This window comes from Roseinatronobacter sp. S2 (genome assembly GCF_029581395.1).
Lineage (GTDB): Bacteria > Pseudomonadota > Alphaproteobacteria > Rhodobacterales > Rhodobacteraceae > Roseinatronobacter.
The window spans coordinates 1980544-1993888 of sequence record NZ_CP121113.1 but is presented as its reverse complement, the minus strand read 5'-3'; the positions used below and the strand labels follow the sequence as shown (position 1 = coordinate 1993888).

At 61.2% G+C, this 13345-nt stretch carries 14 protein-coding genes; 4 read left to right on the top strand and 10 right to left on the bottom strand.

Translation table 11 applies throughout. The annotated features are described in order from the left end of the window. Nucleotides 1-6 precede the first annotated feature (6 nt). The gene (locus tag P8S53_RS09495) at nucleotides 7-561 is read right to left on the bottom strand and encodes a thioredoxin family protein (protein WP_277803725.1); all 555 of its coding nucleotides are present in this window, start codon (nucleotides 559-561) and stop codon (nucleotides 7-9) included. A gap of 188 nt (nucleotides 562-749) precedes the next feature. Between P8S53_RS09495 and P8S53_RS09490 the strand changes: the two genes are divergently transcribed. Both P8S53_RS09490 and P8S53_RS09485 read left to right on the top strand, forming a co-directional pair. After that, nucleotides 750-1991 carry a hypothetical protein gene (locus tag P8S53_RS09490; protein ID WP_277803724.1) on the top strand — a complete coding sequence of 414 codons (1242 nt, stop codon included), beginning with the start codon at nucleotides 750-752 and terminating at the stop codon, nucleotides 1989-1991. Next, on the top strand, nucleotides 1988-3355 hold the full coding sequence (locus tag P8S53_RS09485; protein ID WP_277803723.1) for a cytochrome P450: 1368 nt from the start codon (nucleotides 1988-1990) through the stop codon (nucleotides 3353-3355). Before P8S53_RS09490 ends, P8S53_RS09485 begins: the two co-directional genes overlap by 4 nt. A 52-nt stretch (nucleotides 3356-3407) precedes the next feature. On the opposite strand, the gene hisG is transcribed toward P8S53_RS09485, so the two are convergent. From hisG to P8S53_RS09465, 4 genes are read right to left on the bottom strand one after another with little or no spacing between them, the layout of a single operon-like run. Further along, entirely contained in the window at nucleotides 3408-4121 is a 714-nt protein-coding gene (gene hisG, locus P8S53_RS09480; RefSeq protein ID WP_277803722.1) for an ATP phosphoribosyltransferase, read from the bottom strand. Beyond that, entirely contained in the window at nucleotides 4118-5200 is a 1083-nt protein-coding gene (locus P8S53_RS09475) for an ATP phosphoribosyltransferase regulatory subunit (protein WP_277803721.1), read from the bottom strand. Before P8S53_RS09475 ends, hisG begins: the two co-directional genes overlap by 4 nt. Next, entirely contained in the window at nucleotides 5197-6870 is a 1674-nt protein-coding gene (gene hisS / locus P8S53_RS09470; protein WP_277803720.1) for a histidine--tRNA ligase, read from the bottom strand. Before hisS ends, P8S53_RS09475 begins: the two co-directional genes overlap by 4 nt. A gap of 32 nt (nucleotides 6871-6902) precedes the next feature. Next, nucleotides 6903-7055, bottom strand: a complete 153-nt coding sequence (locus P8S53_RS09465) for a hypothetical protein (protein ID WP_277803719.1) — start codon at nucleotides 7053-7055, stop codon at nucleotides 6903-6905. A 58-nt stretch (nucleotides 7056-7113) separates the two neighbouring features. Here P8S53_RS09465 and P8S53_RS09460 point away from each other — a divergent pair, with 58 nt between their 5' ends. Beyond that, a complete protein-coding gene (locus P8S53_RS09460; protein ID WP_277803718.1) occupies nucleotides 7114-8595 on the top strand; it encodes a replicative DNA helicase in 1482 nt (493 codons plus the stop codon). Nucleotide 8596: 1 nt separating this feature from the next. Next, nucleotides 8597-9004 carry a VOC family protein gene (locus P8S53_RS09455; protein ID WP_277803717.1) on the top strand — a complete coding sequence of 136 codons (408 nt, stop codon included), beginning with the start codon at nucleotides 8597-8599 and terminating at the stop codon, nucleotides 9002-9004. Between the two features lies 1 nt (nucleotide 9005). On the opposite strand, the gene P8S53_RS09450 is transcribed toward P8S53_RS09455, so the two are convergent. The 5 genes from P8S53_RS09450 to P8S53_RS09430 form a co-directional block, all read right to left on the bottom strand. Beyond that, complete coding sequence (locus P8S53_RS09450; protein WP_277803716.1) at nucleotides 9006-9392, bottom strand: hypothetical protein; 387 nt, start codon at nucleotides 9390-9392, stop codon at nucleotides 9006-9008. Nucleotides 9393-9418: 26 nt separating this feature from the next. After that, nucleotides 9419-9877, bottom strand: a complete 459-nt coding sequence (locus P8S53_RS09445; RefSeq protein WP_277803715.1) for an Hsp20 family protein — start codon at nucleotides 9875-9877, stop codon at nucleotides 9419-9421. 150 nt (nucleotides 9878-10027) lie between these two features. Then, a complete protein-coding gene (locus tag P8S53_RS09440; RefSeq protein WP_277803714.1) occupies nucleotides 10028-10864 on the bottom strand; it encodes a serine protease in 837 nt (278 codons plus the stop codon). A gap of 67 nt (nucleotides 10865-10931) precedes the next feature. Next, nucleotides 10932-12227, bottom strand: coding sequence for a glycolate oxidase subunit GlcF (gene glcF / locus P8S53_RS09435; protein ID WP_277803713.1), 1296 nt, complete (start codon nucleotides 12225-12227; stop codon nucleotides 10932-10934). A gap of 10 nt (nucleotides 12228-12237) precedes the next feature. After that, nucleotides 12238-13338, bottom strand: a complete 1101-nt coding sequence (locus tag P8S53_RS09430) for an FAD-binding protein (protein WP_277803712.1) — start codon at nucleotides 13336-13338, stop codon at nucleotides 12238-12240. Nucleotides 13339-13345 lie beyond the last annotated feature (7 nt).

Sequence of the window (13345 nt, the reverse complement as noted above, 5' to 3'; positions counted from 1 at the left end):
CCGCCCTCAGGCGGATTTCCATTTGATCGAACACCCCATGGATGCCACCTGATCGCGCGGGCCAGACCCGGTTTGCGCGATCTGCGTCATGGCCTCAAAAAGGTCGCGGCGGGCACCTTCGGGCGCAGGGGTGCGAGCTGCGCTGTCCAGCCGCCCGCGATATTGCAATTCCCCGTCCGCATTCAGGCCAAAGAAATCCGGCGTGCATTCCGCCCCCCATGCCCGCGCCACGCTTTGCGTGTCATCATGCAGATAGGGGAACGGGAAATCATGTTTGCGCGCCAGTTCAACCATCTTGTCGAAACTGTCGGCGGGATATGCGCGCGCATCATTGGCACAGATTGCGGCCACGCCCACGCCCATCGCCTGCAAATCGCGGGCATCGCGCAGGATACGATCAAGCGCGGACAGCACATAGGGGCAATGGTTGCAGATGAACATGACCAACGCGCCCTTCGGCCCCTTGATGTCATTCAATGTGTAGCTGCGCCCATCTGTGGCGGCCAGCTTGAAATCGGGTGCCTTCCAGCCAAAATCGCATACGGGTGGGGAAACGGCCATTCTGTCCTCCTGTTTTGCCAAACACATGTGCCCTTGATCTGGCCGCATCAGTCTTGCTGGTTCCAAAGCAGGATGCAACCCGTGCCCCGGATTTGAACCGCGCGGTCACATTGATGTGCAGGACAGGGCTTATTTTCACCCGTTTTCAGGACTATCATCGCAGCCAGCAGGCAAAACGGGCGCGTCACATGGCCGATTCCCAGACAAAGGACAGCACAACACGCACACGCGTGCGCCGCCGTCATGTGTTCTATATTCCCGGCTATGATCCTTTCCCCCCGCGCCGCTACCGCGAATTGTATCGCACCGAATCTGCCCTTCAGGCAGGGATTTCCGGCTACCGGATAAACCAGCAGCCCAAACCTGCCACAGATGGCCCCTATGGCTGGCATGTCAGCGCGGCGGTTGACGGGCACAATACCGAAACCGACATCGTGATTCTGCAATGGTCCGATATCGTGCGCGATTCCATGCAGGCGGGCATCTGGGCCACCTATGCACTGCTGGTGCGCACGGCATGGATTTACTTTTCCGGCGGGGTCATGTTCCGGCTGTTCCGGCTGCGCGCGGGTCCGGGCATTGCGGCCATGTATCCGGTGATCATGTTGCTGGGTCAGTTGGCAACCGCGCTGGCTGTGGCGGGGCTGGTTGGCTGGGGGCTGGCACATGTGCTGCCCCAATGGCTGGGTTATGCGTTGGGTCTGGGGGTGGTGGCACCCATCCTGCACGGGTTTCGCAAGATTGATGGCAAGTTTTTCGTGCATTACCTGCTGCTGGATTTCGCGTTCACAGCCAAGCATAAGGGCCGCAACCCGCCGGAACTGGAAACGCGGCTGGATGAGTTTGCGAACCTGATCGCGCAGGCGCTGCAAAACCCCGATCTGGACGAAGTGCTGGTTGTGGGCCATTCCTCGGGCGTGCATCTGGGCGTGTCGGTGCTGGCGCGTGTCATCCGCGCAGGCCACGCCACAGATACAGTCCCTGATCTGGGATTCATGTCGCTGGGCCATGCGGTGCCGATGCAATCCTACCTACCCGATGCGCAGGATCTGCGCCTTGATCTGCGCTATTTGTCCACCCGCCCCGAATTGTTCTGGTTGGATGTCACGGCGCCCGGCGATGGGTGCTGCTATGCGCTATGCGACCCTGTCGCCAGTTCCGGTGCGGCCCCTGAGACTGGCAAGCGCTGGCCCTTGGTTATTTCCGCAGCCTTCACCCAAAGCCTGCGCGCTGAGACCTACCGCAAATTGCGCCGCCGGTATTTCCGGCTGCATTTCCAGTATCTTTGCGCGTTTGATGCCCCAAAAGATTACGACTATTTCCTGATCACCGCAGGCCCGCTGACATTGGCAGACCGCTTCCGCGACCGCAAACCGTCGGCGTCGGTGTCGCATGACTGCTACCTGCCACAAAGCGCGCGCCTGCCATGACCCGCCCGCCCATGCCCGAGCACCGCCCCGACCGCGTGCCATTCTGGCGCCATCTGGCCATGTTCCGGCGCGACATCCTGTCGACGCAGCCCGCACGCCTGTACCGCGCAAAAATGGCCGAAGTGAAGCTGCCGTTTGTGCATTCCGTCACCGTCAACACGCCCGAACTGGTGCGGCTGGTGCTGCAAGACCGCCCGCGCGATTTCCCGAAATCCGACCGCGTGCGCGAAGGGTTGCGGTTGCTGCTGGGCAATTCGGTCTTTGTGACCAATGGCGACGACTGGGCACGCCAGCGCCGCATCATCGACCCCGCATTCGAAGGCGGGCGGCTGCGCGACACATTTCCCGCAATGTGGGACGCAGCACAGGCCGCCGCCCGCCGCCTGCAAACCGGACAGGTCGAGATTGAGGGGGAGATGAGTCACGCCGCCGCCGATGTGATTTTTCGCACGCTGTTTTCCGTGCCCATTGCCGATGGCACCGCCGCCGAAGTTTACCGCACCTTCCGCGCCCATCAGCGTAGCGCACCTATTCTGAACATTGCAGCCCTTGTGCCCCTGCCTGCATGGATGCCGCGTTTCTTTCCACGCCAGACACGCGCCACCGCCGCGCGTATCCGCGCGCTGATCACGCATATGACCACCGAACGCATGGCCGCCATCCATGCAGGCACCGCCCCTGATGATCTGGCCACCAAAATCATGACCACGCGCGACCCTGAAACCGGCAGCACGTTTGATACCGCCGAAATGGTCGATCAGGTCGCGATCTTCTTTCTGGCGGGGCATGAAACCAGTGCCTCGGCGCTGGCGTGGACGTTATACCTGATTGCGACCCATCCCGACTGGCAGGACAAACTGGCGCAGGAAGCGCAGGCCCTTGCGCCCTATGTCGCAAGTGGCACCGCGCCGGAATTCGGGGTGCTGAAGCAATTCCCGCTGATCCGCGACACCTTCCGCGAGGCGCTGCGGCTTTATCCGCCCGTCCCGATGTTGGTGCGCGAAACCGCGCGGGCAGAGTGTTTTCGCGGGCGCCACCTTGCGCGCGGCGCGCAGGTTATTGTCAGCCCGTGGCATCTGGGCCGGCACGAAGGTATCTGGCCCGACCCGCATGAGTTCCGCCCCGAACGCTGGCAACAACCACAGACCAAAGGCCATGCCCGCGACGGGTTCATTCCATTCTCGACAGGGCCGCGTGTGTGCACAGGGGCGGGCTTTGCCATGGCCGAAGCCGTGCTGATACTGGCGCGGCTGCTGTGCAGTTGGGATTTTCGCGCCATGCCCGAACGCGTGCCAGTGCCCATGGCGCATATGACCGTGCGCGCCCGCGACGGGATCTGGCTGGACCTGCGCACGCGAGAATAAGGCTGTGGCCTGCGGCCTTTGAATGCCCAGACACACATCGAACGATCTGACCTTACCGGCCCAGCCCCGACACATCCCCCACACCCAGTTTCGCAAACAGGCGCGCACGAGTTTCCGCGACACCGTCCCAATCCGCCGCGCGGCTGGCAAACAGCGTCGCCTGAGAGCAATGCACAGGCGTATCGCGCAGGATTTTCAGGTGGTTCGCACTTAGCGTTTCACCGGTGGATGTGATGTCGGCAATCGCCTCGGCGGTCAGGTTCTTGATCGTGCCTTCGGTCGCGCCCTGACTGTCAACAAGCTGGTAATCCGCCACACCATGGGCGCGCAGATACTCGCGCACCAGACGGTGATATTTCGTCGCAATGCGCAGCCGGAACCCGTGGCGCGCCCGAAACGCGGCCGCCACGGCATCCAGATCATCCAGCGTTTCGACATCCACCCACGCTTTGGGTACGGCCACCACCAGATCCGCATGACCAAAGCCCATAAGCGCCAGTTCCATGACCTGCGCCTGCCAGTCGGCCAGTGTTTCGCGCACCAGATCGGACCCTGTCACCCCCAGATGAATGCGCCCCGCCGCCAGTTCGCGCGGAATTTCACTGGCCGACAGCAACACCAGTTGCACGCCGTCCACGCCCGCGACACTGCCCGCATATTCGCGGTCTGCGCCGGTGCGTTTCAATGTCAGGCCATGGGTTGCAAACCAGTCAAAGGTCTTTTCCATCAACCGCCCCTTGGACGGCACCCCCAGTTTCAACATCATGCGCCCCCCCCTGGTGCAATCAGGCCCAGTGCAATCAGGCTGTCGGGGCGGATCACGCCGCCCACGGCCGGAATGGCGCGCCCCTGTCCCAGAACGGCGGTCAGCGCATCATAGCGCCCGCCTGTGGCCACGGGGGGCAGGTCCGCGCGGTCGGCGATGAACCCGAACACGAACCCGTCGTAATATTCCATCGTGGTGCGCCCGTAGCTGGCTTCAAACGGCAGATTGCCTGTGTCAATGCCCGCATCTTGCAGCGCGTCCAGTCGCGCAGTCAGCCGGTCCAGCGCGGGGGTCAGCGCATCCCAGCCCTGCGCGCGCAAATCACGCGCCACATCGCGCGCCGACCCGCGCAGGTTCAGCACCGCTTCCACGGCGGCGATCTGGCTGGCAGGCAAGGGCGGGGTGGCGGCATCTTCGATCAGGGCCGCAATGCGCGCGGCAATCTCGTCCTTGCTGCGCAGGCCCACCACTGGCCCCGCCTGTTCCGGTGGCACGTCCCGCAAGGCACGCAGCAAATCGGCGCGCGGCGCGGCAAGCGGTCCCTGCCCGCCCATCCGTTCCAGCAGCGCGCGAAACCGCTTTGGCCGCCAGATATGGCGCATCAAGGCCGCCTTGCGCCGCGCGCTTGTGTCCAGCCCTGCAACGGCGGCTTTCAGAATGCCAGTATCGCCGGTGACAGGGCGCAGGTCATAGCCCGACAAAAGCTGCGCGAAATGCGCAAACACTTCGGCGTCGGCGCGGGCGGGGTTGTCGCGGGCAAACACTTCATAGCCCACTTGCAGATATTCGCGCGCGCGCCCCTGGTCTTGCTTACGGAAAACCGGCCCCGCATAGCAATAGCGCGCCGGTTCCGCACCGCCCTGCATATGCGCCTGCACCACCGGCACCGTAAAATCAGGGCGCAGCATCATTTCGCCAAGCGCGGGATCATGGGTGACATAGGCGCGCGCGCGAATATCCTCGCCATATAAATCCAGCAGCGTTTCGGCGGGTTGCAGAATATCGGCGGTGACCAGTTGCGCACCGGCGTCCTGCATCTGCGCCAAAAGGGTTTGCGCAAGGGTTTCAGCGGCGTTCATCTGTGGCGGTCCAGAATATCACGCACGGCCTGCACCATATTCTCAATGAGCACTTCTACCTGTGCAGGCTGGGATTTCCATTCTTCTACAGTGGCTTGCTGGGCGATCTTCGCGCCAAGGATTAAGTCCTTGATCTGCACAACACCCTTGGCGGCTTCGTCCCCGCCTTGAATAATGGCGATGGGGCTGCCGCGTTTATCGGCATATTTCAACTGGTTGCCGAAGTTTTTGGGATTGCCCAGATACATTTCTGCGCGAATCTTGCCTTTGCCCGGATCATTCGGGTCAAGATCAGCGTCGCGCAACATCTTTACCAAAGACATGTAATCCGCCATACGGTCGCGGTCCATCACGGTCACGACAACCGGCCCTTGCGCGGTGGTGTCCAGCCGCCCTTTGGCGGCAAGTGCGGCCAACAGACGGTCCACGCCAATGCTGACGCCGGTTGCAGGCACGGACTGGCCAGTGAAGCGCTTGACCAGATCATCATAACGCCCGCCACCTGCCACGCTGCCAAACTGGCGCGGGCGGCCTTTTTCATCATGAATTTCAAAGGTCAGTTCAGCTTCGAACACAGGGCCAGTGTAATAGCCGAGGCCGCGCACCACCGAGGGGTCGATGATGATACGGTCAGGGCCGTAATCTTGTGCCTTGAGGAGTGCCGCAATTTGTTCAAGCTCGTCGACGCCCGCCAGTCCTACTTCCGAAGCAGGTATATCCGGAACTGAGCCATCAACTAAACCGCGAAGAACCGAGACAGTGAAATCGTTTAGCCGTTGACGCCATTCTATTGGAATACCGGTGTTTCGGTAGTCACCTGCGAGAATGGCCTCGCGGGACTTTTCTTCCAGTCTTCCGCTTGAGCCACTCTCCAGCTTTTCTAGGTTCCGAAGTCGACGTTCGCGCTGGGCGTTGAAATCAAAGAATTGCAGGATAACGTATGCCTGTGCATCGGTTAGCCCCGCTCCCTTGGAAAAATCCCCGCTCTCATCCTTGCGCCCTTCGCCCAGCAGCGCGCGCACGCCCTCCACGCCAAGGCGGTCCAGCTTGTCGATGGCGCGCAGGACAATTCCGCGCTCGCTGGCGAATTTTTCAGGGTCGGCGGGGTCCAATATCCCCGCAACCTCCATCACCCCATTCAGCACCTTGCGGTTGTTCACGCGGATGACGTAATCCCCGCGCTCTATCCCCACTTCCTCCAACGCGTCCGACAGCATCGCGCAGATCTCGGCATCTGCGGCCACTGACGCCGCCCCAACCGTGTCGGCATCGCATTGATAAAACTGCCGGAACCGCCCCGGACCGGGTTTTTCATTGCGCCAGACAGGGCCCATCGCATAGCGGCGGTAAGGGGTCGGCAAATCCTGCCGATACTGCGCGGCCACGCGCGCCAGCGGCGCTGTCAGGTCATAGCGCAGCGCCAGCCAGTCGGCATCTTCTTCCCACGCGAACACACCTTCATTGGGGCGGTCCACATCAGGCAGGAATTTCCCCAAAGCCTCAACGGTTTCCACGGCGGATGTTTCCAGCGCGTCGAACCCGTAGCGATGATACACATCCGCGATCTTGTCCAGCATCGCCTTGCGCGCGGTTACTTCGGTGCCGAAATAGTCGCGGAACCCTTTGGGGGTTTCGGCTTTCGGGCGTCTGGGGCCTTTGGTTTTTGCCATGATCGGACACTCCTGTCAGGGTCGGCTTGGCCTTAGCCCAAGGGGCGGGAAGGGGCAAGAGCGGGCACATCATCCGCGCACAGCCCAATCCACCCCGCAACCACCAGATATTGCGGCGTATATTCGCGCAACCACCACATCACGCTTATCCACAGACCATGCACAGGCTTATACAATTTGCGCATCAGGCCCGAATCCTGCTAGTGTATGCGCTATTGAGCATGGACACTGGCGGTAACAGGCATGAACGAGATCACAACGATCCGGTCGGGGGACACAGCGACCCCTGACACAATGCCCCATAATATAGAAGCCGAACAACAGCTTCTTGGGGCAATTCTGGTCAATAACGATGTGTATGACCGGATTTCGACACTGGTAAAGCCTGCGCATTTCTTTGATCCGGTGCATCAGCGTATTTTTGAAATCGCGGCGGCGCGTATTTTGAAAAACGCGCTGGCCAGTCCGGTGACGATCAAGGCCTTCATGGAAGATGATGAAGGGCTGAAGGAACTGGGCGGTCCGGCCTATCTGGCGCGTCTGGCGGCGGCGGCGATTTCGGCCTATGCGGCGCGCGATTATGCGCAGATGATCTATGAACTGGCGGTGCGGCGCGACCTGATCCGGCTGGGGCAGGATATTTCGGCGCGCGCATCCCAGATGGATGTTGCGTCTGAACCAAAAGAACAGATCATCGAGGCCGAACAGCGGCTGTATAAACTGGCCGAACAGGGTGTGGCCGAACGCGGGTTCCAAAGTTTTCTGAAGGCGGTGACGGAAGCCGTGAATATCGCCAATGCCGCCTATCAGCGCGATGGCGGGCTTGCAGGTATTTCCACCGGATTGATTGATCTGGACAAAAAGCTGGGCGGGCTGCACCCGTCGGACCTGATTATTCTGGCCGGTCGCCCGTCGATGGGGAAAACATCGCTTGCGACGAATATCGCCTTCAACATCGCCAAAGCCTATAAGCGCGGGCAAAAACCTGACGGGTCCGAAGGGGCCGTTCAGGGCGGTGTCGTGGGCTTCTACAGTCTGGAAATGAGCGCCGAGCAGCTGGCCGCGCGTATTCTGTCGGAAGCGTCCGAGGTGCCCAGCGAACAGATACGCCGTGGCGACATGACCGAAGAAGAATTCCGCCGCTTTGTTGAGGCCGCCAAGTCACTGGAAGCCTGCCCGCTTTATATCGACGACACTCCCGCCCTGCCGATTGCGCAGGTGGCCGCCCGCGCGCGGCGGCTGAAGCGCACGCATGGGCTGGATGTGCTGATGGTGGATTACCTGCAACTGCTGCGCGGCACATCCAAGGAAAGCCGCGTGCAGGAGGTGTCAGAGATTACCCAAGGGCTGAAAGCCATTGCCAAGGAACTGAACATCCCCGTCATCGCGCTGTCGCAGCTGTCGCGCCAGGTTGAAAGCCGCGAAGACAAACGCCCGCAACTTTCGGACCTGCGCGAATCAGGGTCCATTGAACAAGATGCGGATGTGGTGATGTTCGTGTACCGCGATGAATATTACCGCGAACGCGAAAAACCCAGCGATGACGAGCTGGAAAAGATGGCCGCATGGCAGGCCAAGATGGAAACTGTCCACGGCAAGGCCGAAGTCGTCATTGGCAAGCAGCGCCACGGCCCAATCGGCACGGTCGAGTTGTCGTTTGAGGGGCGCTTCACGCGTTTCGGCAATCTGATCAAACCATGGCAACAGGGCAGTGACGGATTCTAAGATGGCACCTGCCCGCATAACGGGCGTGAACCATGTAACGCTTGTGGTGGCTGATCTGCCCCGCTCTGTGCGGTTTTACTGCGATGTGCTGGGGTGCGAGTTGCGCGCGCAATGGGCGCAGGGCGCTTATCTGGATGCGGGCACGTTGTGGCTGTGTCTGGAACATGGCGACCCTGACGCACGCACCGATGACACGCATCTTGCGCTTTCCTGCCCGCCGGATGATTTTTCAGCACTGGCACAACGCATTGCGTCCAATGCGCGACAGTGGAAAGAGAACCGCTCCGAGGGGGAATCGGTGTATTTTCTGGACCCTGACGGGCATAAGCTGGAGTTGCATCTTGGCGATCTTGCGTCGCGGCTGGCACATTACCGGAATTCCCCGCCCGACGGATTTCGCGAAACCTGAATCAGCTTGCGCACTGCCCTTCAATCATCACGACCCTGCCCAAGTCATGCCCGATTTGACCTGCATTCCCTAACAACAGGTTAAGAAGTTCACGCAAGCAGGAAGGTCGACATATGCAGGCGACAGCAGCACCCACACGTTGGATCAGCAGTATAATCGCGCAGGCAGAGGCTTCGCAAACACCGCTACCTTGGTCACGCAGCGCCAAACGCGCGCGGCGCAACGCCAAGGCATCGGTCTGTTTGTTGTCGGGTGCAGCATAGGTCGCAAGATCCTGCAAAGCGCCATGCCATGGGCCGCAAACCCGTGCAGTCAGTGTGATAACGAGTATCTGGTCAGTAAGTTCTGGTAACAAGTAAACATGGTATTTTGTATAAAGGGCGCTCACTCCGAGCGCCCTTTATATTTCGTGCCTCAGGCCGCTTTATCGCGCATGATCTGGCGCGGGGCTGCACCCTGAATTTCAATTTTCCGGGGTTTCAGGGCTTCGGGCAATTCGCGCACCAGATCGATATGCAGCATTCCGTCCTGATGCACAGCACCCGTGACCCGCACATGATCGGCCAGATGGAAGCGGCGCTCAAACGCGCGGGTGGCAATGCCGCGGTGCAGGAACTGGCGGCCATCTTCATTGTCCTGACTGCGGCCCGCAACCAGAAGGGCGCTCTCCTTGACCTCTACACTCAGGTCATCGGCGCTGAAACCCGCCACGGCAATGGAAATGCGATAGGCATTTTCCTGCACGCTTTCGATATTATACGGCGGGTAGGTGGGGTTTTGCAGGTCACTGGACATGACACGGTCCAGCAGATCGGCCATGTGGTCGAAACCGATACTGGCACGGTAAAGTGGGGTTGGATCAAAACGACGCATAGGCATCCTCCTTTTAGTGAAGCGATGATATGTTATGCACCCTCCAATGGACAGGCGCTGCTCTCTTGCCGCAGGTCCAAAACCGGCCCCTGCGACGCTTCAGATCTGGGAATGGAAATGCGGGGTTTCAAGACCCCGAAACTGCAAAAATCAGGGCCGCAGAAACCGCGCACCGCCCCCCGAACTCATTTCACGCGGGGCCGTCATATTTGCGTCAGGCGCGCGGATAAACCGCCTGTCCCCGTCTGCAAGGGCCGCGCGCAACTGGTCCAGCCGTGCGCCAAGCGTCACCCCGAAAGACACTTCGACATCGCGCCCATCCAGTGTGGCATCGCCCTTGGCCGACACCACAGAAACGATGCGCGCCTGCCCGTCGGTGATGGTAAACACCGGCGCGCCGGACGACCCGAAATCGACCGAGCATGACATGACCAGAATACCGTCGCGTTCCTGTCCCAGCACATCACAGGCTTCCTGCAAGGCGGGGGCTTCGCTGCGGTCGCGCCCGTAGGACACAACCCCGATCCGTTCGCCCGCGCGCGGCTGGCTATGCACGCCAAACGCCGCCACACCAAAGCCCCGCATCGGGTGGGTCAGTTCCAGCAGCGCCAGATCATGCGCGATATTTTGCGCCGACACACCACCCGCACGGTCATAACCGGGGTGAATGGCGGTGCGCAGCACGCGCCCTTCGGCAACCGCACGCCCGTTGCGATACCCTGCCCGAAAGGTGATGTCCTGATCGCGGAAACGGTCCCCCGTCTGGCGGTCATACAGGCAATGTGCAGCCGTCAGAACATGGGTGTCGCTGATCAAGGCCCCTGTGCAAAACCCCGTTTGGCCGAAATCCACGCGGCCAACCCCTTCCCAGCCATAGATCTGCATGCCACTGTCCAGCATTTCCAACGGGCTGTCGGTGGTCTGCGCCTGCACAGGCGGGGTGGCGCATAGCGCAAAAATAGCGGTCAGCGCGGCCAGAATTCGCATTGGTCTGCCTTTGGTTCAGGGGCGTTTGCGGAAAATATCGCATGCCATGATGGCCATAAAATGGCAATCAGCCCTTATCCTTTTGCAACTGCGCGGGCATCGGTCCGCCTGTTGCCCAGTCCAGCAATTCCACTGTGTGGACCACAGGCACATCTGTGCCAGACCCGATCTGCATCATGCAGCCGATATTTCCCGCAGCAATCACATCGGGCGCACGCGCTTCCAATGTGGCAACCTTGCGCGATTTCAGGTCTTTTGAAATTTCGGGCTGCATCAGGTTATAGGTGCCCGCCGATCCGCAACATAAATGGCTGTCGCGCGGCTCCACCACCTCGAATCCTGCGTGTTTCAGCAAATCCTTCGGGAAGGTCTTGATCTTCTGGCCGTGCTGCAAGGAACAGGCGGCGTGATAGGCAACTTTCATACCTTGGCTGCTGCCTGCGGGCAGGTCCAGTTTCATCAGCACTTCGGACACGTCCTGTGCAATCGCGGCCACCGCGCGCGCCTTGTCGGCCAATGCATCATCGCGGAACATATGGCCATAATCCTTGACCGTGGTGCCGCAACCGCTGGTATTGATGACAATCGCATCCAGCCCGTCGCCTTGCATCTCCGCGTGCCAGGCATGGATATTCTTTGCCGCTGTCGCGTGGCTTTCACTGGTTTTGCCCATATGGTGGGTCAGCGCGCCGCAACACCCCTGCCCCTGCGCAATCACCACCTCTGCACCATGGCGGCGCAGCAGGCGGATGGTGGCATCATTGATGTCGGTGTTCAGCGCGCGCTGCGCGCAGCCCGTCATCAGCGCAACCCGCATCTTTTTGGGACCTACGGCAGAAAACACCTGCGGATCATCGTTGCGACTGACGGGCGGAATGTGTTTCGGGGCCATCTCCAGCATGGCGCGCAGCCGTGCATCGGGCATCAAGCGCGCGAATGGCCGGCCCAGTTTCGCGCCCAGCAGCGCCAGCCGGAACCGCGTGGGATAGGGCAATATCCGCGCCAGCACCCAGCGCAGCACACGGTCCGACACGGGGCGCTTGTAGGTGCGTTCAATATGCTCGCGCGCATGATCGACCAGATGCATGTAATGCACCCCCGACGGGCAGGTGGTCATACACGCCAGACACGACAGGCAGCGGTCAATATGCTTGACTGTCTTTTCATCCGCCGGTCGCCCCTTTTCCAGCATGTCCTTGATCAGGTATATCCGCCCGCGCGGGCTGTCCAATTCGTCCCCCAGCACGGCATAAGTGGGACAGGTGGCCGTGCAAAACCCGCAATGGACACAGGCGCGCAGCACCTCGTTGGACCGCGCGATGGCCGGATCTTGCAACTGATCGGGTGTGAAATTTGTCTGCATGGCGCGCCCCCTAGCCCATCAATCCGGGGTTCAAAACCCCGCGCGGATCATATGTCATGCGCACCGCCTGCGACAGGGCCGCAACCGGCGGGCTTTCGGGGGGGAACACGGGCATGCGCGCGCGTGTGGCCTGTGATGCCCGCACCAATGTCGCATGCCCTGCAAATTCCCCAAGGCGCGCGCGCAAATCCGTCCCTTCCGGTGTCAGCATCCACAACAACCCGCCGCCCCAATCCATAACCACCGGACATTCCGCCCGCGCCACCAGATCGGCCGCATGTGACGGCTTGACCGAGACGCGCCACACATCGCCCGCCTGCGCTGCAAACTCGCGCACGTCACGGATGGTTTGCCATTGCGCGGCACTTGCAGGTGCATCCAGCATATCCCATGCGCCCCCTAGCGTTGCTTGCAACTGCCCGCACCGATAGGCGACCTGCCGCGCGAACCCTTCAACCCGCAAATACACATGCCCGTCCAGCGCCAGCGCAGCGCCCGACACCTCATAGGGGGTGCCAAGTGCCGCAGACATCACCTTGTGTGCATCCTGCGCGGACATGGGCGCGCTGCGCAATGTGGCTTCGGCCTCTGGCACCGGCAGCAGCTTGAAGGAACATTCGCTCAATACCCCCAATGTGCCCCAACTGCCCGCCATCAGCTTGACCAGATCATAGCCGGTGACATTTTTCATCACCCGCCCGCCATTCTTGACAACAGCCCCCGTCCCGTCGACGAACCGCACCCCGATCAGACTGTCGCGACACGCACCCGCCTGCACCCTGCGCGGGCCGGATGCATTGGCGGCCACCATGCCGCCCACACTTGGCACGCCACCCTTGCCCAACAGCGCGCGCATATCCATCGGCTCGAACGGCAATCGCTGCCCTTCCGCGGCAAGCGCTGCGGTGACATCCGCCAGCGGGGTTCCGGCCCGCGCCACCAGCGTCAATGCGCCCGGCTCGTAAAGCGTGATGCCGGACAACCCTGCGGTCGACAGCGCGGCCCCAGTCACCGGTTTGCCGATATCACGCGTGCCACCGCCCAGAACCCGCAAGGGCGCGTCGGTGCTGCGCACCATCTCGGACAGGTCTTGTTCACTTTCAGGGCGCATGGCACCG

Excerpts from the sequence above, each read along its gene's own strand:
- P8S53_RS09495 (WP_277803725.1), bottom strand. The coding sequence starts at position 561 with ATGGCCGTTTCCCCACCCGTATGCGATTTTGGCTGGAAGGCACCCGAT.
- P8S53_RS09490 (WP_277803724.1), top strand. The coding sequence starts at position 750 with ATGGCCGATTCCCAGACAAAGGACAGCACAACACGCACACGCGTGCGC.
- P8S53_RS09485 (WP_277803723.1), top strand. The coding sequence starts at position 1,988 with ATGACCCGCCCGCCCATGCCCGAGCACCGCCCCGACCGCGTGCCATTC.
- hisG (WP_277803722.1), bottom strand. The coding sequence starts at position 4,121 with ATGATGTTGAAACTGGGGGTGCCGTCCAAGGGGCGGTTGATGGAAAAG.
- P8S53_RS09475 (WP_277803721.1), bottom strand. The coding sequence starts at position 5,200 with ATGAACGCCGCTGAAACCCTTGCGCAAACCCTTTTGGCGCAGATGCAG.
- hisS (WP_277803720.1), bottom strand. The coding sequence starts at position 6,870 with ATGGCAAAAACCAAAGGCCCCAGACGCCCGAAAGCCGAAACCCCCAAA.
- P8S53_RS09465 (WP_277803719.1), bottom strand. The coding sequence starts at position 7,055 with ATGCGCAAATTGTATAAGCCTGTGCATGGTCTGTGGATAAGCGTGATG.
- P8S53_RS09460 (WP_277803718.1), top strand. The coding sequence starts at position 7,114 with ATGAACGAGATCACAACGATCCGGTCGGGGGACACAGCGACCCCTGAC.
- P8S53_RS09455 (WP_277803717.1), top strand. The coding sequence starts at position 8,597 with ATGGCACCTGCCCGCATAACGGGCGTGAACCATGTAACGCTTGTGGTG.
- P8S53_RS09445 (WP_277803715.1), bottom strand. The coding sequence starts at position 9,877 with ATGCGTCGTTTTGATCCAACCCCACTTTACCGTGCCAGTATCGGTTTC.
- P8S53_RS09440 (WP_277803714.1), bottom strand. The coding sequence starts at position 10,864 with ATGCGAATTCTGGCCGCGCTGACCGCTATTTTTGCGCTATGCGCCACC.
- glcF (WP_277803713.1), bottom strand. The coding sequence starts at position 12,227 with ATGCAGACAAATTTCACACCCGATCAGTTGCAAGATCCGGCCATCGCG.
- P8S53_RS09430 (WP_277803712.1), bottom strand. The coding sequence starts at position 13,338 with ATGCGCCCTGAAAGTGAACAAGACCTGTCCGAGATGGTGCGCAGCACC.